Annotated in this window: 18 protein-coding genes, 1 tRNA gene and 3 rRNA genes; 5 read left to right on the plus strand and 17 right to left on the minus strand. The window is 48.3% G+C overall.

All coding sequences use genetic code 11. The annotated features are described in order from the left end of the window. Nucleotides 1-6: 6 nt before the first annotated feature. Nucleotides 7-786: a DeoR/GlpR family DNA-binding transcription regulator gene (locus DESHY_RS03315; protein WP_337999082.1), complete on the minus strand. Its 780-nt coding sequence runs from the start codon at nt 784-786 to the stop codon at nt 7-9. Between the two features lie 257 nt (nt 787-1,043). On the opposite strand from DESHY_RS03315, the gene DESHY_RS03320 reads away from it, so the two are divergent. Next, nucleotides 1,044-2,450 (plus strand): MFS transporter, encoded by a 1,407-nt coding sequence (locus DESHY_RS03320; RefSeq protein WP_008410414.1) that lies wholly within the window; start codon nt 1,044-1,046, stop codon nt 2,448-2,450. A 111-nt stretch (nt 2,451-2,561) separates the two neighbouring features. Here DESHY_RS03320 and DESHY_RS03325 read toward each other — a convergent pair whose 3' ends face one another. From DESHY_RS03325 to DESHY_RS03345, 5 genes are all read right to left on the minus strand, one after another. Next, nucleotides 2,562-4,298: an aldehyde ferredoxin oxidoreductase N-terminal domain-containing protein gene (locus DESHY_RS03325; RefSeq protein ID WP_008410415.1), complete on the minus strand. Its 1,737-nt coding sequence runs from the start codon at nt 4,296-4,298 to the stop codon at nt 2,562-2,564. Further along, nucleotides 4,288-4,704 carry a 4Fe-4S dicluster domain-containing protein gene (locus DESHY_RS03330; RefSeq protein WP_048817830.1) on the minus strand — a complete coding sequence of 139 codons (417 nt, stop codon included), beginning with the start codon at nt 4,702-4,704 and terminating at the stop codon, nt 4,288-4,290. Before DESHY_RS03330 ends, DESHY_RS03325 begins: the two co-directional genes overlap by 11 nt. Nucleotides 4,705-4,832: 128 nt before the next feature. Further along, a complete protein-coding gene (gene asnS, locus DESHY_RS03335; RefSeq protein ID WP_008410416.1) occupies nt 4,833-6,122 on the minus strand; it encodes an asparagine--tRNA ligase in 1,290 nt (429 codons plus the stop codon). A gap of 116 nt (nt 6,123-6,238) precedes the next feature. Next, on the minus strand, nt 6,239-7,009 hold the full coding sequence (locus DESHY_RS03340) for an acyl-CoA dehydratase activase (RefSeq protein WP_008410417.1): 771 nt from the start codon (nt 7,007-7,009) through the stop codon (nt 6,239-6,241). Nucleotides 7,010-7,012: 3 nt separating this feature from the next. Then, nucleotides 7,013-8,170: a double-cubane-cluster-containing anaerobic reductase gene (locus DESHY_RS03345; RefSeq protein WP_008410418.1), complete on the minus strand. Its 1,158-nt coding sequence runs from the start codon at nt 8,168-8,170 to the stop codon at nt 7,013-7,015. A 279-nt stretch (nt 8,171-8,449) separates the two neighbouring features. Here DESHY_RS03345 and DESHY_RS03350 point away from each other — a divergent pair, with 279 nt between their 5' ends. Continuing rightward, entirely contained in the window at nt 8,450-8,638 is a 189-nt protein-coding gene (locus DESHY_RS03350) for a hypothetical protein (protein WP_008410419.1), read from the plus strand. Between the two features lie 51 nt (nt 8,639-8,689). Here DESHY_RS03350 and DESHY_RS14680 read toward each other — a convergent pair whose 3' ends face one another. From DESHY_RS14680 to DESHY_RS03400, 11 genes are all read right to left on the minus strand, one after another. Beyond that, nucleotides 8,690-8,824, minus strand: coding sequence for a hypothetical protein (locus DESHY_RS14680; RefSeq protein WP_274377183.1), 135 nt, complete (start codon nt 8,822-8,824; stop codon nt 8,690-8,692). A gap of 31 nt (nt 8,825-8,855) precedes the next feature. Continuing rightward, nucleotides 8,856-9,137 carry a DUF503 domain-containing protein gene (locus DESHY_RS03355; RefSeq protein ID WP_008410420.1) on the minus strand — a complete coding sequence of 94 codons (282 nt, stop codon included), beginning with the start codon at nt 9,135-9,137 and terminating at the stop codon, nt 8,856-8,858. A 158-nt stretch (nt 9,138-9,295) separates the two neighbouring features. Further along, nucleotides 9,296-9,649 carry a CGGC domain-containing protein gene (locus tag DESHY_RS03360; protein WP_008410422.1) on the minus strand — a complete coding sequence of 118 codons (354 nt, stop codon included), beginning with the start codon at nt 9,647-9,649 and terminating at the stop codon, nt 9,296-9,298. Between the two features lie 85 nt (nt 9,650-9,734). Continuing rightward, nucleotides 9,735-10,979, minus strand: a complete 1,245-nt coding sequence (locus DESHY_RS03365; protein ID WP_008410423.1) for an MFS transporter — start codon at nt 10,977-10,979, stop codon at nt 9,735-9,737. 3 nt (nt 10,980-10,982) lie between these two features. Next, complete coding sequence (locus DESHY_RS03370; RefSeq protein ID WP_008410425.1) at nt 10,983-11,819, minus strand: DegV family protein; 837 nt, start codon at nt 11,817-11,819, stop codon at nt 10,983-10,985. A gap of 19 nt (nt 11,820-11,838) precedes the next feature. After that, nucleotides 11,839-13,455: a DAK2 domain-containing protein gene (locus DESHY_RS03375; protein WP_008410428.1), complete on the minus strand. Its 1,617-nt coding sequence runs from the start codon at nt 13,453-13,455 to the stop codon at nt 11,839-11,841. Between the two features lie 222 nt (nt 13,456-13,677). Then, nucleotides 13,678-14,679, minus strand: a complete 1,002-nt coding sequence (locus DESHY_RS03380; protein ID WP_008410430.1) for a VCBS repeat-containing protein — start codon at nt 14,677-14,679, stop codon at nt 13,678-13,680. 125 nt (nt 14,680-14,804) lie between these two features. After that, nucleotides 14,805-14,879 (minus strand) — tRNA-Asn (locus DESHY_RS03385). A 14-nt stretch (nt 14,880-14,893) separates the two neighbouring features. Next, nucleotides 14,894-15,010 (minus strand): 5S ribosomal RNA (gene rrf, locus DESHY_RS03390). A 65-nt stretch (nt 15,011-15,075) separates the two neighbouring features. After that, nucleotides 15,076-18,549, minus strand: a 23S ribosomal RNA gene (locus DESHY_RS03395). Nucleotides 18,550-18,756: 207 nt separating this feature from the next. Further along, nucleotides 18,757-20,335 (minus strand): 16S ribosomal RNA (locus DESHY_RS03400). Together the 16S, 23S and 5S rRNA genes with 1 tRNA gene alongside form the textbook arrangement of a ribosomal RNA operon. A 755-nt stretch (nt 20,336-21,090) precedes the next feature. On the opposite strand from DESHY_RS03400, the gene DESHY_RS03405 reads away from it, so the two are divergent. The 3 genes from DESHY_RS03405 to DESHY_RS03415 are packed head-to-tail and all read left to right on the plus strand — an operon-like array spanning nt 21,091 to nt 25,962. Then, nucleotides 21,091-21,678, plus strand: a complete 588-nt coding sequence (locus DESHY_RS03405; RefSeq protein ID WP_008410432.1) for a TetR/AcrR family transcriptional regulator — start codon at nt 21,091-21,093, stop codon at nt 21,676-21,678. A gap of 25 nt (nt 21,679-21,703) precedes the next feature. Next, a complete protein-coding gene (locus DESHY_RS03410) occupies nt 21,704-22,834 on the plus strand; it encodes an efflux RND transporter periplasmic adaptor subunit (protein WP_008410434.1) in 1,131 nt (376 codons plus the stop codon). Further along, entirely contained in the window at nt 22,831-25,962 is a 3,132-nt protein-coding gene (locus DESHY_RS03415; RefSeq protein WP_008410435.1) for an efflux RND transporter permease subunit, read from the plus strand. Before DESHY_RS03410 ends, DESHY_RS03415 begins: the two co-directional genes overlap by 4 nt. The last annotated feature ends 25 nt before the right edge of the window (nt 25,963-25,987 follow it).

The raw sequence follows: 25,987 nt of genomic DNA on the forward strand, positions 1-25,987 counted from the left end.
TTCCTCCTATGGGCGGACAAGGTGAACAGTAATGCCCGTTGTTTTAAGCTGCTTAATAAAATCATCATCAACGGCATGGTCCAATATGACTTGATGAATTTCTGTAATATCAGCAACTCTGGCCTGCGTTACCTTCCCTACCTTGCTATGGTCTGCCAATAAAATAACTTGTTTAGCAATTTTAATCATTTTTCTTTTGGTGGCTGCCTCTATTAAATTAGGAGTTGTCAAACCGGCTGCCAAATCAAATCCATTAATCGCTAAAAACAGTTTGTCCACCCTAACCATATTCAAGGCTTGCTCTGCCACCGGTCCTACCATAGCATGAGTTGCTTTTCTGAGCATCCCTCCTATTACCATTACTTCAATCCCAGGATGAGGCAACAATTCACGAGAAATATTAATATCATTTGTTATGACCGTTAAGTTAGAAAATTTCATTAATTGTCCGGCCAGTTCAAAGGTGGTTGTTCCGGCATCCAATAAAATAGTTTCTCCCTCTTCAATCAACTCAGCCGCTTTCTTGGCAATCGCTTGTTTTTCCCTGGACAAAATTACTTTTTTCTCACCAAAAGATGGTTCAAAATTTACATTTTGCAACGACAAGGCCCCGCCATGCGCCCTTTTTAACAACTTAGCGTCTTCCAATTCTTTTAAATCACGCCGAATGGTTGATTCGGATACTCGGAAAACTTCTGTCAGTTCCTGCACAGATGCTTTGCCGTTTTTTTGAATATAATCCAGTATCTGTTTTTTTCTTTCTTCACTGTACAAAGATTTTCTCACCTCTCTTTAACCCAAAAACAGTTCAAATGATTATTTATGGATCTTTATGACTATATCTGCTTATTTATGATTATATTTGATTGATTACAAAAAAACAATAATAATTTTAATTTTTTTAACGTTACTTGCAGTGAACATATTTGTATTTAATGCTTCCATTCATTGTCAGAATTATTCAGATGGTATATAATCAGGATGCATATGTTACTCATTCTTAGTAAATGTCGGGATCTAAAAAGTCAGGGGGGTTTTGGGGTATGGAAAAAGACGCTGCTTTAAAAAAATATACGTTACTGACAGCCTGCGGGGCTTCTTTTTTAACACCCTTTATGGGCAGCGCCGTTAATCTGGCTATCCCTTCCATTGGCAAGGAATTTAACAGCAGCGCATTGCTGCTGAGTTGGGTTGCTACCAGTTATATTCTGGCCTCAGCAGCTTTTTTAGTACCCTTTGGCCGATTGGCGGACATCGTTGGCCGTAAGAAAATTTTTATGCTGGGGGTTTTAGGCTTTTGGCTTTCCTCTGTTTTATGTGGTTTTGCCCGCTCGGTAGAGGCCTTAATTGCCTTCCGGGTTATCCAGGGGATTGGCAGTGCCATGATTTTCGGTACCGGTATGGCCATCTTAACCTCTGTCTTTCCACCACAGGAAAGAGGGAAAGTCCTGGGCATTAATGTGGCCACCGTTTATACCGGCCTTTCCCTGGGACCTGTTTTGGGCGGCGTCTTGAACCATCACTTTGGCTGGCCTTCTATTTTTTACTTTACTTCGTTGATTGCTTTGTCGGTATTCTTCCTGACTGTAACAAAACTGTCCGGCGAATGGGCAGGTGCCCGGGAAGAAAGATACGATTTTCTCGGCGCAGCACTGTATGCCCTGGGGCTGGTAGCTTTAATGTACGGTATCTCTGCGGTGGCTACCTCGCCTTGGGCTAAGTACATTTTATTGTTTGGCTTTGTTGTTCTGCTGGTTTTTGTCCGTTACGAATTACGAGTAAAACACCCTGTATTAAATTTAAGCCTGTTTAAACATAATACAGTTTTTGCTTTTTCTAATCTGGCTGCCTTTATAAATTATTCTGCCACCTTCGCCGTAGGTTTTTTGCTTTCTCTTTATTTTCAAGTGGTACTGGGTTTTAACTCGCAAATAACCGGCTTTATCTTGCTCTCCCAGCCGGTCATTATGGCACTGTTGTCTCCCTTTGCCGGCAGCCTTTCCGACCGCAAAGACCCACGGATTGTTTCTTCCTGGGGAATGACTTTAACCACTGTGGGACTGTTCATTTTTTGTTTCTTAGATAGAAATACTCCTTTGTGGTTAATCATTATGAATTTGCTGCTTTTAGGCACAGGTTTTGCTTTGTTCTCGTCACCAAATACCAATTCGGTGATGGGTTCGGTAGAAAAACGTTTTTATGGTATAGCTTCTTCTGCTCTGGGAACCATGCGCCTTACAGGCCAAGCTGTCAGTATGGCCATTGTTACCTTATTATTGGCCCTTTATGTGGGCAATGTTAAACTTAGCCAGGCACCGGCTGATCTGCTGGTTAAAGGAACTAAAACTACGTTTATTGTATTTGCTTTGCTTTGTTTTATGGGTATATTTGCCTCGTTGGCCAGGGGTAAAAAACCTGCCGGCTTGCAAAAAGCCCCTCCTTATAAATAGGCCAAATTTAATTTATTAGCCTTAAATAGTCAAAAACAAACCCGTATCGCTTTTTGATCACCTGCTTTTTAATAGTCCGGAAGCAGATCACAAATGATACGGGTTGCTTGTTTATGCTAATCCTATTTGTTTTTGGTAAAGTTTAAGCATTTCATTAAATTGTTGTCTTGTAAGATCGCCGCTCAAGCTGGTAGTTTCAAAAAAACGTTCGGGCGTATGCAAATCATTAAGTTGATACCCCAGCAGACCGCGGGTCTTGTTTTTTATCTCAAAAATTGTTTGGCCCAGTTTCTCCAGGTCATCCGCCGTCACTGAAATGCCAATGGCAGCCAGGGCTTTAATAACCGTATCCGTCTGGTAAATTTCCCGGGCAAACAAACAAATAGTAAGACAGTTTAATACATTGCGCCATTTTTCTTCTTTGATCAGTGCTTCCACCTTTTCCGCCGGCGATTTATCTTTTAATTTTTGGTCCACCGCATAACCGGCGTTATCCAGGTGGCTGTGCCGGGCCCCTACTGCCTGGCCTAAAATGTTGGCATAACCTGTATGGTAGCCGGCAATCTCGTTTTTGCCCAAAGTCATGGCATAAGACTGACCGCCGTATCTTTGGGCTGCAGCATAGGTGCCCAGGGCCAAAGTTTGGTATAATTCATTGGGTTGTTGAATTATTTTTCTTAATATTTCCAGATAGGGCTCTGTTTGATCAAACTCCGGTTTAACCCCCAGTTGTTCTTCACTGATAACACCCCGCCGGCAGGCCTCGGTAATCCAACCCAGCAGTACACCGGCACTGATGGCATCCAGCCCCAGTTCTTCCACCTCGTCGATCAGCCGGTAAATTTTATCCTGGGTGGACATGCCCAGGAAAGAGCCCAGAGCAAAAATCAACTCATGGTCATAGGAAAGATATTTAGACTCAAAGTCGTAACCAGGACCAAATTCCCGTCTGTGTAAACCTATATGGATGCAACCTACCGGACAACCTGCACAGGCCATTTTGCGCACCAAACTTTGTGCCGCAAAACTTTCCCCGCTAATGGCTTCCCCGTGTTCAAAGGAACTTTGCTGTAAGTTGCGGGTGGGCAACCCGTTTAAATGATTAAGACCACTTACATTAATGGCGGTACCCAGTCCATGGTATTTATCCATGATGTCGGTGGTAACAGCTTTGTTGTATATTTCTTTATAAACCTGGTTATATTTGCTAAAGTTTTCTATTTTTTCCTCTCTCTCGCCGTAGACAACCATCGCTTTTAAATTTTTAGACCCAAATAACGCCCCCAGGCCTAATCGGCCAAAGTGGCGGTAAGTATCCACATTAACATTGGCAAAGCGAACCCCTTGTTCTCCCGCCGGTCCAATGCGAATGCAGCTGCGGTGACCCCGCCCGGGTTCTAAATCCCTTAAGATGCTGCCGGTTTCGGATACCGTCAGTCCCCACAGGGCAGCAGCACTTTGAAAACGCACACCGTAATTACTAATAGAAAGATAAACAGGCCGGGCAGCTTTGCCTCTGATAATGATGGCCTGATAACCGCTTAGGCGCATAGCCAGTGCCAGACGCATGCCGGCATAGCTTTCTCCCCACTCACCGGTTAAAGGTGAACGGAATACCGCCACTGTTTTGGTCACCACCGGGAAGATGGTTGACAGGGGCCCGTTAGCAAAAATAATGGGCTGACCGGGGTCCAGCGGGTCTTTATCCGGCTGTACCAGTTCGGCAAACAATTTGGCAGCCACCCCAATGCCGCCGATAAAAGGAGCCAAATCTTCCCGGCGGATAATTTCCACCTTTTCAGTTGTTAAATCAATATCCAGTACTTTAATGGTGTGTTTACCTGCCATTTTCTCTCTCCTCCATTGTGATAACCCGGTGGGGACAAAAACGTGTACAAGTGCCGCACTGGATACAAATCACCGGTTTGTTGCTTTCTTGATCAAACCGGATGGTTTTTACCACGCAAGCTTCCACGCAGTCCTGACACCCTATACATTTGTCAGGAATAAATTTTACTCCACCGCCCGCCCGCGGTAACAACGCCCCATAGTGGCATGCTTGGGCGCAAGCAGGATCCTCACAGCCCCGGCAGATATCAGCCAAAAAACGGCTTTGCAAACCACCGGCCGTCCGGATTTGAATGGCGGATTTAGCAAGAGAGAAACTGTGCTTGGTAACTCTTGCACAAGCCAGCATACAGGAATAACATCCTATGCATTTGGCCATGTATTTTGCGTGAAGTATTTTTGCCATGTGCAACCTCCCTGTTGAAGAAAACCACTACAGTTTTCCCTATACTGACATATTTCTATTAATCATGTCAATAACTTGGCAGATTAATATAAAATAGCCCTGGAGTACTTCCCCAGGGCAAAATTTTGCTATGGATATACCCGATATAACATTCTGGGATAGGGAATGGTTTCTCTGACGTGATCCAGCTTGCAAATCCAGGCAACCGTTCGCTCTAACCCCAGCCCAAAACCCGAATGGGGTACACTGCCGTAGCGCCGCAAATCAAGGTACCACTCAAAAGCTTCCCGGGGCAACTTGTGTTCTGCAATTCTCTGTTCCAGCAGCCTTAAGTCATCAATACGCTGGCCGCCCCCGATCATTTCGCCATAGCCCTCCGGCGCTATCAAATCAGCTCCCAGTACCACCCGGGGGTCGGCCGGGTCTGGTTTCATATAAAAGGCCTTAATTTCGGCAGGAAACCGGTGGACAAAGACCGGTGCGGCAAAACTCTCTGAAATAATGGTTTCATGGGGCGCTCCAAAATCCTGCCCCCAGGTAAAATCCTCCCCTTTGCTGCGAATCAGTTCAACCGCCTCGGTATAACTGATTCTGGGGAAAGGCAGTTTAATGGCTTCCAGTTTGCTGATATCCCGTCCAAGAAACTCTAAATCTTGCCGCCTGCGTTCCAGTACCCGCTGGATAATAAAATATACCAGTTCTTCCTGTATTTTCATGTTATCTTCATGATCAAAAAAGGCTGCTTCCGCTTCTATCATCCAAAACTCCATTAAGTGTCGTCGGGTTTTTGATTTTTCGGCACGGAAAGTAGGCCCAAAGCAGTACATCCGCCCCACTGCCATGGCCGATGCTTCGTTGTACAGTTGCCCGCTCTGGGATAAGTATGCCTTTTCGCCGTGATAATCCAGTTCAAACAGGGTTGTAGTCCCTTCACAGGCCGCCGGTGTAATAATGGGGCTGTCTACCAAAGTAAAGTCGTTTTGATGAAAGAAGTCTCTGGCAGCCTGTTCAATTTCTGCTCGTATTCTTAAAATAGCGTTTTGCCTGGGTGTTCTTAACCACAGGTGGCGACGGTCCATTAAAAAGTCTACCCCATGCTCCTTGTGCGAAATGGGATATTCCTCCGCCATACTGATAAGTTCTAACCCGGTTACCGCCAGCTCATAGCCCCCCACTGACCGGGGTTCTTCCCTTACAATACCTTTAACTTTGATTGAGGACTCTTGCGTAATAGTTTTTGCTAAATCAAAAAGTTCCGGTGCTTCCTTTTTAACTAAAACTCCCTGCACAAGACCGGTACCGTCCCGCACAATAAGAAATTGAATTTTCCCCGATGATCGTTTGTTGTATAACCATCCCTGAATGGTAACTTCCTCTCCAACATGTTTACCCAAATGTTTAATTAAAACGCCTTGCATCTGCTGTCTCACCTCATGTATACAATGTTTACCCAATAATATTATCATTCTCTGGGGTGTTAAATCTATACAATATTGCAAAAAACAAGAGTCCCGGTAAAGGGACTCGGCAAATTTTATTTAGCTGACATTTCTCTGGCATATAGGGCAGCTCCCAGGGCCCCTGCCAGCGGGCCTAAGGCCGGGGCTATGACCTCACAGCCTGCTTCCAGAGCCAACCTTTCTCTGACATCCTGATTTTTAGCCACACCGCCCGTAAAAATTACCTTATCAACCGGCGCAAAACGGCTGGCCATGCCCCATACCCGCCTGGCCACCGAGCGGTGGAGGCCGGCAATTATTTCTTTCTTATCTTCGCCTTTAGCCAGCAGGCTGATTACTTCCGATTCAGCAAACACCGTACACATACTGTTAATCTCCAGGGGTTGCCTGCCCCGGGCCAGCTCAGACAGTTCACTTACATCAACACCCAGGGCAGCCGCTATGACCTGCAAAAATCGTCCGGTTCCGGCGGCACACTTGTCATTCATGACAAAATCCAGCACCTTACCGTTATTATTAATGAGAATAGCTTTGCTGTCCTGACCGCCAATATCAATCACCAGGCCGCCGCAGCCCACCAGATGGCCGGCCCCCTTGGCGTGACAATGGATTTCTGTAACAGCTTTATCTACAAACCCTAAAGATACCCTGCCATAACCGGTACCCACTTTACAATGTACGTCACTGTCCCGGCAACCGGCAGCCGCCAGCAATTCTTGATAAGTTTGCCAGCCGGCTTCCCGGGGGCTCCAGCCGGTTGGGCGCACCAAATAATGAATCTCGTCATCAAGCAGAAGAACAGCCTTGGTAGAAACTGAACCTACATCAATACCGGCCGCAATCATTCCTTATTCCCCCTGGACCAGTTCCAGGAATGCCTGAACCCTCACTCTCAGCTGTTCAACATCCGATTGGGAATAATCTGTTTCTAAATGCAGGTAAGGTAACTGCAGCTGGTTTTGTACATAATCACGAATCACATAGGCCTCTACGTTATAAGTATGACAGGCCTGCCAGGTTAAATCCACCACCGCATCCACCTGATATTCGCCCGCTAGTTTTTTAATTAAATCCAATCTGCCCTGGTTAGGAGACATGCAGGAACAGGGAATGTTAAGATACTTTTCAGCCAGTGCCGTCATTACGTCTTTAGCCGGGTTTTCGTCCACCTGCCTGTCCAGTGCTTTATAGCCGGAACAGTTCTCAAAGGCTACCACCGAAGCGCCGCTCTCCTCCAGCAACCGCACCACTTTTTCTGAACCAAAACCAACCGGGCAACCGGTTAGCAGTATGCGGGGCGTTTTGTCGGTAAAGGGACTGATTCCCCGGGCAGCCAAATCTTCGATTTCGGCGGTTAAATCTTCCACCAGTTTGATGCCATCCTCCTTGTTAATGTTGAAACCCTTGGTCCAAACAGCAACAAGCAAATCCACACCGCTGACCGGAGACGGTTTCACTTTAGTGGTGGCATGTAAGCGCCGCATCGCTTCCCTTTCCCGGTTCATCAGTTTTATAGCTTTACGGATATCTTCATCAGTAATTTCCACGGCAAACTTTTCAGCCAACCATTCTTTTAATAACTCCATTTCTTTTGTCCAGGCAGCCAGTGCTGCTTCTGATTTTGGGCTGTGGGGCAGCTTCATAACATGCATTGGTTTAATTTTTCCCATTAATTCATACATTTTTTTCTTTCCGTCGCAAGTAGTTTCTGCCACCAACACATCAGCAGCCTCAAAATAAGGACATTTGCCTGTAATGGCAAAGCCGTAACTGGATTTAATTAAGGGACACAGGTTACGGGGCAAATCCCGTTCAGCAGCCGCCACAGGTTCTTGGCGAGTACCGCAAAGGGTTACCGGGTATGCTCCGGCTGCCAGAATAAGTTCCTGCGGGGTATAGGTGCAGTAACAACCCACAACTTTTTTCCCTTCTTGTTTCGCATTTTGCACCGTAAGTACGTTTAAATTACGCAGTTCATCAAAAACCTTCATGCTTTGGGGTCTCATTCTTATTTCCTCCGTAATATAAATTTTTTCAGACCTGAAACAATATTAACCCCCGAGATATCATATTCCTTTTATACAATATATTAGATTATTTCATAGTTGTCCGAACAGATATAACTAATTTAAAACAATTTAGCCAACCTAGCTGTTTCAGCGCTCTGTCCTTAAGGCAATCTGCCGGCAGCCTGATTATAAACTGAGGGCGAAAACGCACCGATTTACTTGAGTTCTATTTAACCCTACTCTATGATATAATGCCTTTAAAGGAGGGAATGCTGCTTGTTTGATATAATATGCTACCGTTTAAAAGGCCACCTTCATTACCAATATGAGATAGTACCTGCCGGCAAGCCGATTGAAGATGCTATAGATAACTGGCAAAACGTCTTAGACAGTCACCGGGTAAGCGGTTTTGCCACCGAAGAAGATGCCCGCCGGTATGCCCGTGAAAAATATGACTCAAATTAATTTAGGTTAGGAAACAGTTCCTACAAAAAAACCCCGTCAAGGGGTTTTAATTTAATAAAATGTTATATCATTTAATTTAATCCAACCGAACGTATCCAGGGTATCTGCCAGAAGGTCAAACAGTATTTTTTGTTCTTCAAAAGTTAAGTCTTCAATCTCCTTGACTAATTGTTCCACCCGTGTCATTTTACGTGCCTCCTGTCAACTGTTTTAAATTTCACATTATCTCCATCCAGTAATTAATTAAGTCCGCTTCCCTGTTGGCCTGAATTGATTTTAAAACTGTTTCTAACATCCGGTTAACATGGCCGGTTGAAGTGCTTACTGCGGCCACCCCAAGGGTAGCCCGCTGCCAAAGATCCTGGTCAGCCACTTCCGCAATAGAAACATTATATCTGCTGCGTACCCGCTCAACAATGCTTTTGATAACTCTCCTTTTATCCTTAAGGGTAACGGCTCCGCCAATATGCAATTCTACAGTCAGCAAGCCAACGATCAATTTTTACACCTCTCAATGTGCTCATGCCGTCCGATAATTAACTTCGGTATCTCCTTGAAAATCTATCATAACAGAAAAAGACCTTTAGCACAAAGCCCTCAAACAAAAGAACTCTGTGTTAAGGTCTTGGGAATTTTTTGACAGGTGCAAGCCGCTTCTTAATAATTATGGGTACCAACAATTACTTCTTTAAATTTGCTTTCCAGTTTCTTTTTAAGACCGTCCAGGTCAACGGGACAGCCGGCAGTTTGTACTGCTTTAACCATACAAGTGCCAATATGCACAGCGTCAATATCACACTCCAGATAGTCAGCCTGTTCCAACAAAAGTTGCGCACGCGGCATAACCAAGCCGGGACAGTCTCCGCAGTTGGTCATCGCCACAATTTTAACTTCATCGTTGTGACGGCCAAACTCTCCGTCTTTTAATTCAGCGGCTTTAAAACATTTGAGGCAAGCTACACAGCTAATATCTCTAATTTTTTTGCAGGTAAAAATAGCAACTCTTTTCATAGAACACCTCCATGCAGTATTAATGAGGTATTCTATAACGGTTCGAAAATACCTGCCGTCATAATTAATAAATTTATCCGTCTCTTTAGGAGTACGCTTTGGCCCGCCAGTGTTTGGCCAACCATATGGTTGCCAGCAGCGCCAGCAAGCCCCCGCCTGTAAAAGCAGTTGCTGCCCCAAACCATCTGGCCACCGCCCCCGCCAGCATACCCCCAATGGAAGATAAGCCAATAAAGGACAACGAGTAAACGCTCATTACCCGGCCACGCAGATCATCCGGCACCTGCATTTGGATAATACTGTTTACGGAAGCGCTCAGGCTTACCATACTCCAGCCGGCTCCCGCCAGAAGTAATGCCGCTGGCCAGAAAAACTGCACTTGCCCCAGCATGATTTGACATAATGACAGCCCTGCAGCACCCGCCCAGAGAAATTTAAACTGGTTGTAATTGCTGCCCAAGACCACTAAGATCAACGCTCCCGCCAGGGAACCAACCCCCAAAGATGACACCAGCATACCAAATCCGTCCGGTCCCTGCCCTAAAACAGTACGGGCAAAAACAGGCACCAATACCCCGAAATTCATGGCGGAAATACTTACAGAAGCCAGTAGCGTCATGGGAATACGGACATTCGGAGTGTTTTTTATATAAAAAATGCCATCTTTAATTTGACTCAACATATTTTTGGCAGACGATGGGTGTATCCTCTGCTTGATTGACATGGCCAGCAGGCCGCCGATTACAAACAAGTAACTGACTGCATTAATAAAAAAGCAAGCGGTTGCACCATATTTAGCCAGTACCAGTCCCCCACAAGCCGGCCCCAGCACCCTGGCGGCATTAAACATTGATGAGTTTAAAGCAATGGCGTTGCTTAAATCCTCACGACCTACCATTTCCACCAAAAAAGCCTGCCTGGTCGGAATATCAAGAGCATGAAGTATCCCCATTAAGGAACTTATGAGAAGGATATGCCAGTACCGAAGTGCTCCCAGGCCGCTTAATACAGTTAACAGTAAAGCCGTAAGCATAAAGCCTGTCTGTGTACCGATAACTAACTTTCTTCTGGGAAAGCGGTCGGCAAACACACCGGCTGCCAGAGAAAAAACCAAGTTTGGTACAAACTGGACAAAAGTTACCAGTCCCAATAAAAAGGGTGAATCGGTCAGTTCCAATACAACCCAGGCCTGAGCTACATTCTGCATCCAAAAGCCAATCACCGAAATCATTTGTCCGGCATAGAACAGGCGGAAGTTCCGGTGCCTGAGGGCCGCTAAGGGGGCCCACGCCACATGTTTTCCTTTACAACCCTGCTGTTTGCTGCTCATAAGCTACGCCCTGTAATAAATAATACCGCTTACCCCCGGCCCCACATGACTACCGATCACCGGTCCGATATTGCCCTGCCATATTTCACGACAATTAAGCCGCTCCCTGGCCTTTTGATACAAAACCGCCCGGGCTGCCGGGTCATTGCCGTCAAGAACGGCACATATTATTTCAGCACCGGCAGTATCTTGCTCAGCAATCTGGATAATTCTTTCCAATCCTTTGTTTTTACCCCTAACTTTTTCATAAGGGTGAACAATGCCCTCCTTGACACAAAGGAGAGGTTTAATATTAAGCAAAGTGCCGAGAAAGGCCTGAGCCTTACCGATACGGCCGCCCCGCTCAAGGTATTGTAAAGAATCAACTAAAAAAAATACACGCATTTTGGGAATCAAATCATAAACCAGGTCTTTTATCTCTTGCAGTGTCTTGCCCTTGGCTGCCGCTTGGGCCGCAGCCATAGCCAGCAAACCGACTCCCCTGGTAGCGGATTTGGTATCAATCACTTCCACCGTGCCGTTTACCATGCCGGCGGCTACCCTGGCGGACTGATATGTACCGCTGAAATGGCTGGATAAAGTCAAGCATAACACCTGGGAACCGTCCGCTGTCAAAGATGCAAAAAGTTGGGCAAACTCACCGGGAGATGGCTGTGATGTCCCTGCCGTCTCCCCTTGCTGTAAGTATTGATAAAACTGCCTTGTACTAATATCAACTCCGTCTCGATATACTTCCTGACCTATTAATACCTTTAGTGGCACCCTGCTAATATCATGTTTTTGATATAATTCTTCCGGCAAATCAGCCGTACTGTCTGTAACAATGCGTACTGCTGGCATGACTTCACCTATCCTTAATTTACTCCACGGAGATCAAAAAGTCATATAAAGGCTGCCCGCCGTAATGCAGTTCAAACTCTAATTCAGGGTAACTTTGCTTTAAATCATTAAATATTTCTTCGGCAGTATCTCCTGCATCCAACCCGTAATACAGTGTCACCAGAGAATGATCATCCTCCAGCATGTTAGCAACCAGTTCCTTAACCACCCTGTTCATATCTTGACCAACAGTAACAATAGCACCCTCAGTAATACCTATTAAATCGCCCTGTTTAATCTGTAAGCCATTACAAGTAGTTTCCCGTACCGCTCTGGTCACTTCGCCGCTGACAACTGACCGGGCTGCTTCTGACATGCGTTGAAAGTTCTCGTCCAGATTGCCGCTTGGCTGCTGTGCCAGTAAAGCACTTAATCCCTGCGGAACAGTGCGGGTAGGAACAACTTTTACGTCCTTATCTTTAATCATTTTGGCTGCCTGTTCAGCAGCTAAGATAATATTTTTATTGTTGGGCAAAATTAATACGCCTCGAGCGGCGACGCCCTGTATAGCACGCACAATTTCCTCAGTGCTGGGGTTCATGGTTTGCCCGCCCACCACCACAGCATCTGCACCAAGACTGTTCATAATTTCAATAATACCTTCTCCCGACCCAACGGTAACAATACCTACTTCTTTTTCCGGTGCCGGTGCTTGTTTTTGATTCTGCTGATATTGATCTTTCATGTTATGAATTGATACTTCATGCAACGAACCATAGTTTAAACAATTTTCCAGTACCAAACCGGGGTGGTTGGTATGAATATGAACCTTAACCAGCCGGCCGGAACCAACTACCATTAAACAATCTCCGTAGGGAACCAGTTCGTGCCGGATGGCATCCGGCGAGATCTGTGATCCCTTGACCAAAAACTCGGTACAATAAGTAAATTGGATTTCTGTGTCAAGTTCCCGGCTGAATCCTTTGGCAAACTTATCTTCCTGGCGCGCGGCAAAATCTTTCAGCAGTGAAAAATCTTCTACCCTTTTTAATACACTAAGTATCCCTTCTAAAATAACTACATAACCACGGCCGCCGGCATCCACCACACCTGCTTCTTTTAGTACCGGCAGAAGTTCGGGCGTTTCCTGCAAAGCCAACCGCGCTTCCCGCAGGGTAATAATCATCACCCGCAGGAGGTCGTAATTGCGCAGCACGGCAGTTCTGGCTGCCACCGCACTGCGCCGCATAACCGTAAGCATGGTCCCTTCCACCGGGTTCATGACCGCTTGGTAAGCCAGTTTAGCTCCCTCTTCCAGTGCTTCCACGACTTCCAGTGCATTGGCTTTTTCCTTACCTTCCAGCGCCTTGGCAAAACCCCGCACCAGCTGCGAAAGAATTACGCCGGAATTGCCCCGTGCCCCCATCAGACAAGCCTGGGCAGCCGCTTCAGCCACTTCGCCGATGTGGCAGGTTTCTAAGTCTTGGATCGCCTTTGCGGCAGCCAGTAAAGTTAAGTACATGTTATTTCCCGTATCCCCATCGGGAACCGGAAATACGTTTAAAGCATCTATTTCAGATTTTTGCCGGGCCAGTAAATTGGTACTGCCCAGAATCATTTTTTTTAGACCTTGTCCATCAAAAGAATATAAACTCATAAAAATCCTCCGTGAAAGTTTGTTCTAAAAAAAGTGTCGCAAAAACACCAATTAACTTAAATTCTCGTTACAATTAAACATTCCTTCCGGTGACAAAAAATCAGCTTAATCTTTATCAGGTTTTATTTTAAGTAAAAAATGCCCCCAAAGCAATGCGGCAGCAATTGCTAGATGCTGCCAAACAAAACTGACCATTTTAGTTTTAGGCATCATTTCTTTGTTTTAAACTTGCTGAATTAGCCAAATTTGCAAGATGCCGTTCGTAGTTCCCACAGCAATTCTTTGCTCATTAATAACAGCAATATCTTTCAGCGGACCCGCCGCCTTAAAAGCCCAGTTTGGCTCATCCGCAATACCCGGACTGTTAAACCCAAAGACATAACTACCGGGTGTTCCGGCAACCAGAACAGCGTTATCCGGTTGCGTATTCAGGGCGGTTACGGTTGAAACTGTGCTGCCCAAATTCTTTGTTACCAGGACTGTACGCAGCCTGTCGTCAACGGCAAATAATCTGACAACCCCGTCACTGCCGGCAGCTGCCAATTCCTCGCCGACAACCGGCAGCAAGTTTGCTGCGGTTAAATCTGTAACCATGTATGGCAAATTAAAGATGGCCGGTCCCTCTAAAAAACCGGTTTCAGTAAGAAACAAAGTCTGTACAGTCGTAGCCTGATTACTTTGACTGTACGAAAGAGCCAACCAGTCAGTCCGGGCCGCGGGGGGACGAAAAGCGGTAATACTGCCGGGCTTCCCCGGCAGCTGTCTAATGGCCAGTAATTCCGGCCGCAAAGCGGTCAGCGTTTGCCCTGTTATCAGATAAACATATAAACTGTCAGTGCCGTTAGCAATAGCCGCCAGTTCCTGCCGCCCGTCCCCGTCTAAATCCGCCGGAATTATATCTGTAAAGTTAGCGCCCGGCTCAGGTGTTGTTTGCCAGAGTTGTATTAGCACACCTTGCCGGTAGGCAAAAGCAACTATGCGATCAGCCAAACCTACAAAAATAATTTCTGAGGCAAAAATTGGCAGGCCCACTGCCAAACTTAAAACAGTTTGATTAACTGCCGCCGTCGCAGCTAATCGGTAAGTATTATTTAACGGCCTGTATACTGACACTTGAGTACCTCCGGCCACTACAACGTTTTGTGCTGCATCAAATATATTACCGGCTGCTACAAACAAAGGTACGCTTAAATTAGTTTGCCACAGCATTCTTGCGCGCGTCATGTTTGCCACCGCCTTAGATATATTTATCGCAATATTTTATGCCGGCCAAAATTAATAATATCAATAATTTATGTAAAAATTGATATGAAAAAGGACTCCTGCTAACGCAGAAGTCCTTTTTAAAATGGCTCCCCGAGTAGGATTCGAACCTACAACCTACCGGTTAACAGCCGGTTGCTCTACCGTTGAGCTATCGGGGAACATAATATAATAATTCTGGCGGCGACCTACTCTCCCAGAGGCGTGAGCCCCAAGTACCATCGGCCCTGGAGGGCTTAACTGCTGTGTTCGGGATGGGAACAGGTGTACCCCCTCCGGTATCGCCACCAGAAACTTATTTACTTAACTCAGAAGCCTATCGCTCCCTCAAAACTAAACAGCCTTGCATCGCTCTCTTAGGTCAAGACCTCGATCTATTAGTACCGGTCGGCTCAACACATTGCTGTGCTTACACCCCCGGCCTATCTACCACGTAGTCTCCATGGGATCTTACCTGTTGCCAGTGGGAAACCTCATCTTGAAGGGGGCTTCGTGCTTAGATGCTTTCAGCACTTATCCCGTCCGGACTTAGTTACCCAGCGCTACCGTTGGCACAATAGCTGGTACACCAGCGGTCCGTCCATCCCGGTCCTCTCGTACTAGGGACAGCTCTTCTCAAGTTTCCTGCGCCTGCGACGGATAGGGACCGAACTGTCTCACGACGTTCTGAACCCAGCTCACGTACCGCTTTAATGGGCGAACAGCCCAACCCTTGGGACCTACTTCAGCCCCAGGATGCGATGAGCCGACATCGAGGTGCCAAACCTCCCCGTCGATGTGGACTCTTGGGGGAGATAAGCCTGTTATCCCCGGGGTAGCTTTTATCCGTTGAGCGACGGCCCTTCCACTCGGTACCGCCGGATCACTAAGCCCTACTTTCGTACCAGCTCGACTTGTCTGTCTCGCTGTCAAGCTCCCTTCTGCCTTTACACTCTTACGCGCGATTTCCGTCCGCGCTGAGGGAACCTTTGGGCGCCTCCGTTACTCTTTAGGAGGCGACCGCCCCAGTCAAACTGCCCACCTGACACTGTCCTATGTCCTGCTCTAAGGACTTTAGTTAGAATTTCAATATCTAAAGGGTGGTATCCCAACGGCGACTCCGCTAAAACTGGCGTCCTAGCTTCTACGTCTCCCACCTATCCTGTACATCAAATACCAAAACCCAATGTCAAGCTACAGTAAAGCTCCACGGGGTCTTTCTGTCCTGTCGCAGGTAGACGGCATCTTCACCGTCATTACAATTTCACCGAGCCCCTCGTTGAGACAGTGCCCAAATCGTTACGCCTTTCGTGCGGGTCGGAACTTACCCGACAAGGAATTTCGCTACCTTAGGACCGTTATAGTTACGGCCGCCGTTTACCGGGGCTTCGGTTCTATGCTTCGGTTTCCCTAACACTTCCCCTTAACCTTCCGGCACCGGGCAGGCGTCAGCCCCTATACGTCAGCTTTCGCTTTAGCAGAGACCTGTGTTTTTGGTAAACAGTCGCTTGGGCCTTTTCTCTGCGGCCTCTTCTCGCTCCGGTCGTTTGACTTTCACGATACAAAGGCACCCCTTCTCCCGAAGTTACGGGGTCATTTTGCCGAGTTCCTTAACGAGGGTTCTCTCGCGCGCCTTAGGATTCTCTCCTCGCCTACCTGTGTCGGTTTGCGGTACGGGCACCTGGTTACCATCGTTAGAAGCTTTTCTTGGCAGTGTGGGTTCAGTTACTTCGCTACTTCTTTTCGCTCCCCTTCACCTCTCAGGTCTAACGTGTGGCGGATTTGCCTACCTCACTCCCTACAGGCTTGGACCAGCTTTTCCATCCGCTGGCTTAACCTACCCTCCTGCGTCACTCCATCCTCAAGCGGTGCCAGGTGGCATCGGATTCTCAACCGATTTTCCATCGCCTACGCCTTGCGGCCTCGGCTTAGGTCCCGGCTTACTCTGGGCGGACGAACCTTCCCCAGAAATCCTTAGGCTTTCGGCGGGCAGGATTCTCACCTGCCTTTTCGCTTACTCATACCGGCATTCTCACTTCTTATCCCTCCACCGCTCCTTACGGTACGACTTCTACAGGATAAGAACGCTCCCCTACCATTTTCGAAGTTCGATGTTCGAAGTTCGAGGTTCGATTATTTCCATGTTTGTATTAATCGATTAATTTGCCGTCCTAAGTGATCGTATTCTTCTTTTAATGTTTCATAATGATCCGGGATATATCCAAGATCATTAATCATATCTAGTAGGACTGCAACCTCATTGCAGGAGCCAAGGGCGTTAATTTAGAATCTCTTAAAGTCATCTACATATCTTTTTCTACCGTATCCTTCTGCAATGTTTAATGGTATTGATACAGCAGCACGCCTTATTTGGCTACCTATTTCATATAGTTCGTGTCTAGGAAAACTCATGGTTATTTTGTGTATTTCAAGAGCTAACTTATATCCTCTCTTGTATACTTCTAAATCATGATAAATTTTTATCATGTGAGTTATCCTTTCGAACTTCGAATCTCGAACATCGAACCTCGAAAATCCAAAGCTTCGGTGCCAGGCTTAGCCCCGTTTCATTTTCGGCGCAGGGCCACTTGACCAGTGAGCTATTACGCACTCTTTAAATGGTGGCTGCTTCTAAGCCAACATCCTGGTTGTCTCTGCAACCCCACATCCTTTTCCACTTAGCCTGTCTTGGGGACCTTAGCTGTTGGTCTGGGCTGTTTCCCTCTCGACTACGGATCTTAGCACTCGCAGTCTGACTCCCGGATTTGGCATCGCGGCATTCGGAGTTTGATTGGGTTCGGTAACCCGTGAAGGCCCCTAGCCCATTCAGTGCTCTACCTCCGCTTGCCATCATCCGAGGCTAGCCCTAAAGCTATTTCGGGGAGAACCAGCTATCTCCTGGTTCGATTGGCATTTCACCCCTACCCACACCTCATCCGCCTCCTTTTCAACGAAGGTCGGTTCGAGCCTCCACTTTATTTTACTAAAGCTTCACTCTGGACATGGGTAGATCACCAGGTTTCGGGTCTACTCCAACGTACATCTCGCCCTATTAAGACTCGCTTTCGCTTTGGCTCCGGCTTTCCTGCCTTAACCTGCACGTTAGATGTAACTCGCCGGTCCGTTCTACAAAAAGTACGCCGTCACGCTTCGAAGTTCGATGTTCGAAGTTCGTGGTTCGATACAAGCATTCCTTTGGGGTCTTTTTTATTTAGTCCCGTAAGATCTGACATGCATTCGAACGTCGAATCTCGAATATCGAACCTCGAATAGCGCTCCGACAGCTTGTAGGCATACGGTTTCAGGTTCTCTTTCACTCCCCTCCCGGGGTGCTTTTCACCTTTCCCTCACGGTACTGGTTCACTATCGGTCGCTAAGAGTATTTAGCCTTGGGGGGTGGTCCCCCCGGATTCCCACAGGGTTTCACGTGTCCTGTGGTACTTGGGATGCCTCCTGCAATCTTCAACCTTTCGCTTACAGGTGTGTTACCTTCTGTGCAGTGCCTTTCCAGACAGCTTCAGCTAGGTCTTCAATTACTTCTTGAAGGTCCCGCAACCCCATACCTCCGTAGAGGTTTGGTTTAGGCTCGCCCCTTTTCGCTCGCCGCTACTGGGGGGGTCGATGTTTCTTTCTCTTCCTCCGGGTACTTAGATGTTTCAGTTCCCCGGGTGCCCTCCTCTGTGCCTATGGGTTCAGCACAGGGTGACGGAGGTTCCCTCCGCCGGGTTGCCCCATTCGGGTATCCACGGATCTCTGCCTGCTTGCGGCTCCCCGTGGCTTTTCGCAGCTTTCCACGCCCTTCGTCGGCTCTTAGCGCCAAGGCATCCGCCGTATGCCCTTTCTTTCTTGACCTACTTTCGCTCGGTTACTCATGTTTCTTTGAGTTTCCTGCTTTTTTTGCGACGCTTTTCTTGGCTGTTTAGTTTTCAAGGAGCGTTTGAGAGTCCTTTGTTCAACCGCTTTATCGGTTGCCCGGTCTCTCAAAACTAAACAGTATGAATGATGGATGATCGACCGGAGTTCGCGCGCCTTCTCTAAGCCGCGCCGTTAACTCTTTAGAAAGGAGGTGATCCAGCCGCACCTTCCGATACGGCTACCTTGTTACGACTTCACCCCAATCACCAACCCCACCTTCGACGGCTGCCTCCTTGCGGTTAGCTCACCGGCTTCGGGTGTTGTCAGCTTTCGTGGTGTGACGGGCGGTGTGTACAAGGCCCGGGAACGTATTCACCGCAGTATGCTGACCTGCGATTACTAGCGATTCCGACTTCATGTAGTCGAGTTGCAGACTACAATCCGAACTGAGACCGGCTTTCTCGGTTTCGCTCCGCCTCACGGCTTCGCTTCCGTCTGTACCGGCCATTGTAGTACGTGTGTAGCCCAGGACATAAGGGGCATGATGATTTGACGTCATCCCCACCTTCCTCCGTTTTGTCAACGGCAGTCACATTAGAGTTCCCGACTTCACTCGCTGGCAACTAATGTTAGGGGTTGCGCTCGTTGCGGGACTTAACCCAACATCTCACGACACGAGCTGACGACAACCATGCACCACCTGTCTACCTGTCAACCCGAAGGTTGAACACTGTATCTCTACAGCTGTCAGGCGATGTCAAGCCCTGGTAAGGTTCTTCGCGTTGCGTCGAATTAAACCACATACTCCACCGCTTGTGCGGGCCCCCGTCAATTCCTTTGAGTTTCAGTGTTGCCACCGTACTCCCCAGGCGGAGTGCTTATTGTGTTAACTGCGGCACTGGTGGGGTCGATACCACCAACACCTAGCACTCATCGTTTACGGCGTGGACTACCAGGGTATCTAATCCTGTTTGCTCCCCACGCTTTCGCGCCTCAGTGTCAGTTACAGTCCAGAGAGCCGCCTTCGCCACTGGTGTTCCTCCCAATATCTACGCATTTCACCGCTACACTGGGAATTCCGCTCCCCTCTCCTGCACTCAAGTCCACCAGTATCAGAGGCAATCACGGGGTTGAGCCCCGAACTTTCACCTCTGACTTAATGAACCACCTACGCGCCCTTTACGCCCAGTAATTCCGGACAACGCTCGCCCCCTACGTTTTACCGCGGCTGCTGGCACGTAGTTAGCCGGGGCTTCCTCTCCAAGTACCGTCATCTATTCTTCCTTGAAGACAGAGGTTTACAACCCGAAGGCCTTCTTCCCTCACGCGGCGTTGCTCCGTCAGGCTTTCGCCCATTGCGGAAGATTCCCCACTGCTGCCTCCCGTAGGAGTCTGGGCCGTGTCTCAGTCCCAGTGTGGCCGGTCGCCCTCTCAGGCCGGCTACCCATCGTCGCCTTGGTGGTCTCTTACACCACCAACCAGCTAATGGGACGCGGACCCATCTGATAGCGATAATTCTTTCCTCTCACTGCCATGCGACAGTCAGAGCGTATCCGGTATTAGCAGCCGTTTCCAGCTGTTATCCCGGTCTACCAGGCAGGTTATCCACGCGTTACTCACCCGTGCGCCACTATTCTCGAAGTTCGACGTTCGAAATTCGAAGTTCGATTTGCTTTTACTCGAACTTCGAACCTCGAATGTCGAACCTCGAAAACCGTTCGACTTGCATGTGTTAGGCACGCCGCCAGCGTTCGTCCTGAGCCAGGATCAAACTCTCCATAAAATATCTTGAATATTTTACAAGAGTTTTGGCTCTTGTCGTTGTCCGTATTTCCCGTAAGCTTTTTTACGCTTGACGAGGTTGTGGTCTGTCACAGTCTCATCTTCTCGATGACTTTTGACTTGACCTGTTGTGCATCCATCATCTACTGTTTAGTTTTCAAAGACCGCCCGGCCTCGCGACCGGAATTTCATCTTACCATATCTCCCGCTCTGTTGCAAGCAGAAGTTTTTGGTAATTCACTCACCGCCTTATCAGCGGCGGAACTTCATCTTACCACTTTTGCCGCCCTGCGGCAAGTGGCATTTTTTAGTGCCGCCTCGCAGCGACGTTTTTTATGTTAACACTAATTTTGTTATAATGCAATACCTTTTTAAAAACTTTATTTATTTTTATGCCACATTTTTAATAAGCAGCAGCCAATGCGCAAAATTATTACGTCCTGTTATTTAACATATATTCATTGAATTAGCTTAATAAATCTTTTAATTTGCATTTTTTATCGACATTTTATACCTGGGCTTATTTAGCTCATCAAGTGCTTCGCCAGGCCCCTTGCAGAAAGTATTAAAGCCACCCCCCACTTTGTTTTTTGCAACCTTTGTCTACAGCCTGGCGGCTTTCTTGAAACCATGTCTATTATTTCACCTTTCCTTTAATTTATAACCCCTATGCGAAAGAAATTTATTGACATCAATGCACTGCCGTTTATACAATCAAGACAGACTGACCGGTCTGTTTGGAAGGGAGGGACTTTGTTGACTAAACAATCAAAAAAGGATCTCATTGCCGATGCCGCCCTGGCCTGTTTTTTAACTTCCGGTTATGGCGCCACCTCGGTGGACGAAATTGTTAAAGCATCCGGCATCAGCAAGGGTGGTATCTACTGGCATTTCAAGAGTAAGGAAGAAATTTTTCTCTACCTGGTAAAACGCTTTGTTAATGAATGGAACACCCAATACATAGCCCGTTTACCGGGAACCCGTTCAGCGGCCGAAAAGCTGGCGATATTTCTGGAACACCGTTTGCAATGCATTGACACACCTATCTCTGCTTTAATGCTTGAATTTTTGCTGCAGGCAAAAGAAGAAGCAACTATCCGCAAGATGAGTGCAGAATTTGAAAAACCCACCCACATTATTTATCAAATTATAGAAGAAGCCATTAGAAACGGTGAGTTTAAAGCCCTGGACCCCAAAACGGTTACCTTATCTTTCCTGGCCATTTTTGACGGTGCCGGTCTGCAAATGCTGGTTCATAAAAACAAGCTTTTATTAGAACAAACCCTGCGCACAACCCTTGAGATATTCCTGGCCGGGATAAGTAGTGAACCGGTAAAAGAATAAGCATAGCTGGAAAGGAGTTGCTGGCTTGAAAAGGATAATCGTCCTTATGCTTTGCATGCTGGTATTAACTGCTTCTGTGACCGGCTGCGGTCAAAAAACACCTCCCCAGGAAGAAAAGTTAATGCCGGTAGAAATTACCAAGGTTTCTACAGCTGATCTCACCCATACTTTATCTGCCACCGGTGAAATTATTGCCGCGGCGGATGTCAATGTAATGCCTAAAGTTACCGGCCGCGTTGAAAAAGTTTTGGTCAGGGTGGGCGATAAAGTCCACCGGGGACAAGCGCTTGTGCAGTTGGAAGGCAACGAAACCCGCCATGCCCTGGACCAAGCCGAGGCAGGTCTTGAACTGGCCCAAGCCAACTGGGAACGGGCCCACCAGGCTTTAAAGGATGCAGAAATAAACTTTGAAAGAAGCAAAATCCTGTACGATGCCCAGGCCATTGCCAAATCCCAGTTTGAACAGGCAGAAAGCGCCCTGGTGACAGCCCGGAGCAATTTAAAGGTGGCAGCGGCTCAATTAAAACAAGCCCAGGCTACCTTGCATACGACCCAGGATAACTACAACAACGCCTTGCTGACTTCGCCCATTGACGGCGTGGTGGCCGGTATTCAGGTGGACCCCGGCGACACTGTTACACCTCAGGCCCCGGCGGTAACGGTGGTTCAACTGGCCAATCCCAAAGTAAAGGTGTATGTGTCGGAAAACGTTGTCAGCTCCATTAAAGAAGGTACAACAGTGCCTGTTGCCATTAACGCGCTGAATAAAACTGTCAATGGTACAGTTCTCTCGGTTGCTCCCAGGGCAGACGCGGCCACCCGGTCCTTTGCGGTAGAAATTCAGCTGCCCAACCAACAGGGCGAGATTAAGCCCGGCATGGTCGCCAGGTTAAATTTATCCACCGGCACCTCGGCAGGCGTGCTGGCCTTACCGGTGGATGCTGTCCTGGAACGGGAAGGCCGGCACTATGTTTTTATTGTGGCAGACGGCAAAGCCAAAGAAGTTTCTGTTCAAGTGGGCGTTACCTCCGGTGAGCTGGTAGAAATCAAAGACGGCCTGAAGGCCGGTCAAACCGTCATTGTAAAGGGCAATCGCTTGGTAGCTGACGGCCAAAAGGTTAAAGCAGTGAAGGAGCTGGGAGGTGCCGCCAGGTGAAAATAGCAGATTTTTCGGTAGACCGGCCGGTGGCCATCTCTATGCTTATCATTGCCCTTATTTTTTTGGGTTTGTTTTCCCTCCCCCGCTTGGCGGTGGATTTATACCCGGAAATGGAATTGCCTATCGCTGTTATTGTAACCAGTTATGAAGGTGCTGCCCCGGCAGAAGTGGAAAAGTTGGTTACCAAACCCATTGAGGCTGCGGTTGCCACCACCGGCAACATAAAAGAAATTCGTTCCCGTTCCCAAAACGGCATCTCTCTGGTAATTGTGCAGTTTAACTGGGGCACCAATATGGACAATGCCGCCATTGAATTGCGGGAAAAAATAGATTATGTCAAAGGCGCGCTGCCCGGCGAGGTAAAAACCCCCCGGGTAATGAAACTGGACCCCAATCAGGCGCCGATTCTTTCTTTTTCCATGACCGGCAGCGATGTGGTGAAGTTAAAGAAAATTGCTGAGGATACCGTCCAATCCCGTCTGGAGCGCATTGACGGTGTTGCCTCCGTTAGTATTAGCGGTGGCAAAAGCCGGGAAATAAAAGTTATCCTGGATCCCGCTAAAATGGAAACCTATGGCCTCAGTGTCAATCAGGTGATGCAGGCGCTGGCCGGCGATAATATCTCAGGCACCGCCGGCGTAGTGGAACGGGGTACTCAAGAGACCGCCATTCGGGTGACGGGAGAATATACCAGCCTGGCGCAAATTAAGCAAATACGGGTTCCGTTGCCAGGTCAGGGCGGCTCGCTGGCACTTGGTGACTTGGCCGCCGTGGAGGATTCCTTTAAGAAAGAAAGCCGTTTCGCCTATGTGGATGGCCAGCCCTCCCTGGGCCTGGATGTCATGAAATCCACCGGCGCCAACACCGTTCAGGTGGCCAAGGAGGTGCTGCAGGAAGTGGCAGCACTGAACAAGACTCTGCCGGACGGAGTTAAAATCACCACTGTGGTGGATATGTCCAAATTTATTCAGCAGTCTATAGATAATGTAATTTACCACGGGCTGGTGGGCGGTATACTGGCTGTAATTATCCTCTATTTGTTTTTACGCAGCCTGCGCAGCACATTGGTGGTGGCCCTGGTAATGCCCATCTCCATTATTGCTACCTTTACCCTGATGTATTTCGGCCATCAGACCATTAACATGCTGTCTCTGGGCGGTTTGGCACTGGGCTTGGGCTCCCTGGTGGATTTTTCGGTGGTGGTGTTGGAAAGCATCTACCGCTACCGCCAGCAGGGATATGATGTTATACAGGCTGCCAAACTGGGCACCGCCGAAGTAGCCAACGCCGTTACCGCATCTGCCGGCGCCCAGGTGGTGGTATTTCTGCCCATTGTGTTTGTGGAAGGTTTAGCCGGCATATTATTTAAGCCCATGGCTCTCACAGTAAGTTTCTCGCACATTGCCGCCCTTTTTGCGGCCCTGACCCTGGTTCCCATGATGTCCTCCCGGCTGCTGCAAAAAGTTGCCCCGCCGGATGAAAATTTGCCCCCGGGCCGTACCAAAAACCCGGTCCTGCTGTTTGGTCGTTTCATGCACCGGTTAAACCTGCATTACGGCAGCTTGCTGCGGTGGGCCCTGGGCAACCGCAAAAAAGTGGTGGGTTTTACAGCGTTGCTGCTGCTGCTTAGTGTCGCAGCTACTCCCTTAATTGGCACAGAATTTATCCCCACCATGGATCAGGGGGAAATTACCGTCAAGATAGACATGCCCGCCGGCACTAAGGTTGCCGAAACCGCCCGGGTAGCCGCCGACCTGGAAAAATTGGCCCGCTCGCAAGTTAAAGAGATCGAGCGTATCTTTACCACGGTTGGCTCCGGCGGCCAGTTATCCTTCCTGGGCGTAGGGTCGGGCGACCAGGCCACCCTGCAGATAAAATTAAAACCCCTGGCCCAACGGGATATTTCTACCGAACAAGCGGTGGAAAAACTGCGCCGGGCTGTGCAAGATATCCCCGGTGCTGATATCACCGTCTCACTGGCTGACAATTCCGGCAGTCCCAGCAGCAAACCGGTGGACATAGCTATCCGGGGCGATGATTTAACCGTACTCAACCAGTTGGGCGACCTGCTGGCGGAAGTTGTTAAGTCGGTACCCGGCACCCGCAACGTGACCAACTCGTTATCCGAAGCCACCCCGGAGGTGCAGATTATGGTTGACAGGGAACAGGCCGCCCGCTACGGCCTGTCCGCCGGCCAGGTTCTGGCAGCCGTCAGCACTTCCTTTGACGGCAGAGTGGTCAGCCGTATGCGCACCGGTGAAGATGAAGTGGATGTGCGCCTGCTTTTCCCGGAGGATAGCAGCAAGGATGCAGATGCTCTGGCCAACCTGACGCTAGTTGCTCCCACCGGTGCCCGGGTGCCGGTGTCAGCTGTAGCCAGGATTACAACCCAGCATGCCCCAACGGAAATTATCCGGTCTTCGCAAAGCCGGGAAGTTCGCATTACAGCCGACATCTCCGGCCGGGATACCGGCAGTGTCAACAAAGAAATTGCAGCCGCTTTAAACAAATTGGCTTTGCCCGAGGGTTATACCATCCACACCGGCGGCCAAGCCAAAGACATGGCCGATTCCTTTAAGAGCCTGGCCATCGCCTTAATTCTCTCGGTGGTGCTGGTATTTATGGTGATGGCAGCCCAGTTTGAATCACTGTTTCAGCCTTTCATCATTATGTTTTCCCTGCCGCCTACATTTATCGGGGTGGTATTGGGCCTGGGCATCACCGGCCATCACCTCAGCGTCCCGGCTTTAATCGGCGCCATTATGCTGATCGGTATTGTGGTTAACAACGCCATTGTGCTGGTTGATTATATTAATACCCTGCGCAAGCGCGGCTACGAGCGGGATCAGGCTGTCTTAGCCGCCGGCCCGGTGCGCCTGCGGCCTATTTTAATGACTGCCCTCACCACCGTGCTGGCCCTGCTGCCCCTGGCCTTTGGCGGCGGCGAGGGTTCCGAAGGCCAGGCTCCCATGGCAGTGGTGGTGGCTTTTGGCTTAACCCTGTCTACCCTCATTACGCTGGTTCTGGTACCGGTGGTTTACACCGTTTTTGACGACCTGGGCCGCAAACTGTCAGCAAAATGGGCCAAGGTAAAGCTGCCTCGCTTAAAATCAATCGGTACTTAAATATCAGAGAAAACGCTCTGCCAAC

Origin of the sequence: Desulforamulus hydrothermalis Lam5 = DSM 18033, from assembly GCF_000315365.1 — a bacterium.
In the GTDB taxonomy this organism is placed as follows: Bacteria; Bacillota; Desulfotomaculia; order Desulfotomaculales; family Desulfotomaculaceae; genus Desulfotomaculum; species Desulfotomaculum hydrothermale.

Coding starts and splice junctions, on each gene's coding strand:
- DESHY_RS03320 (WP_008410414.1), top strand. CDS start 1,044: ATGGAAAAAGACGCTGCTTTAAAAAAATATACGTTACTGACAGCCTGC.
- DESHY_RS03325 (WP_008410415.1), bottom strand. CDS start 4,298: ATGGCAGGTAAACACACCATTAAAGTACTGGATATTGATTTAACAACT.
- DESHY_RS03330 (WP_048817830.1), bottom strand. CDS start 4,704: ATGGCAAAAATACTTCACGCAAAATACATGGCCAAATGCATAGGATGT.
- asnS (WP_008410416.1), bottom strand. CDS start 6,122: ATGCAAGGCGTTTTAATTAAACATTTGGGTAAACATGTTGGAGAGGAA.
- DESHY_RS03340 (WP_008410417.1), bottom strand. CDS start 7,009: ATGATTGCGGCCGGTATTGATGTAGGTTCAGTTTCTACCAAGGCTGTT.
- DESHY_RS03345 (WP_008410418.1), bottom strand. CDS start 8,170: ATGAGACCCCAAAGCATGAAGGTTTTTGATGAACTGCGTAATTTAAAC.
- DESHY_RS14680 (WP_274377183.1), bottom strand. CDS start 8,824: ATGACACGGGTGGAACAATTAGTCAAGGAGATTGAAGACTTAACTTTT.
- DESHY_RS03360 (WP_008410422.1), bottom strand. CDS start 9,649: ATGAAAAGAGTTGCTATTTTTACCTGCAAAAAAATTAGAGATATTAGC.
- DESHY_RS03365 (WP_008410423.1), bottom strand. CDS start 10,979: ATGAGCAGCAAACAGCAGGGTTGTAAAGGAAAACATGTGGCGTGGGCC.
- DESHY_RS03370 (WP_008410425.1), bottom strand. CDS start 11,819: ATGCCAGCAGTACGCATTGTTACAGACAGTACGGCTGATTTGCCGGAA.
- DESHY_RS03375 (WP_008410428.1), bottom strand. CDS start 13,455: ATGAGTTTATATTCTTTTGATGGACAAGGTCTAAAAAAAATGATTCTG.
- DESHY_RS03380 (WP_008410430.1), bottom strand. CDS start 14,679: ATGACGCGCGCAAGAATGCTGTGGCAAACTAATTTAAGCGTACCTTTG.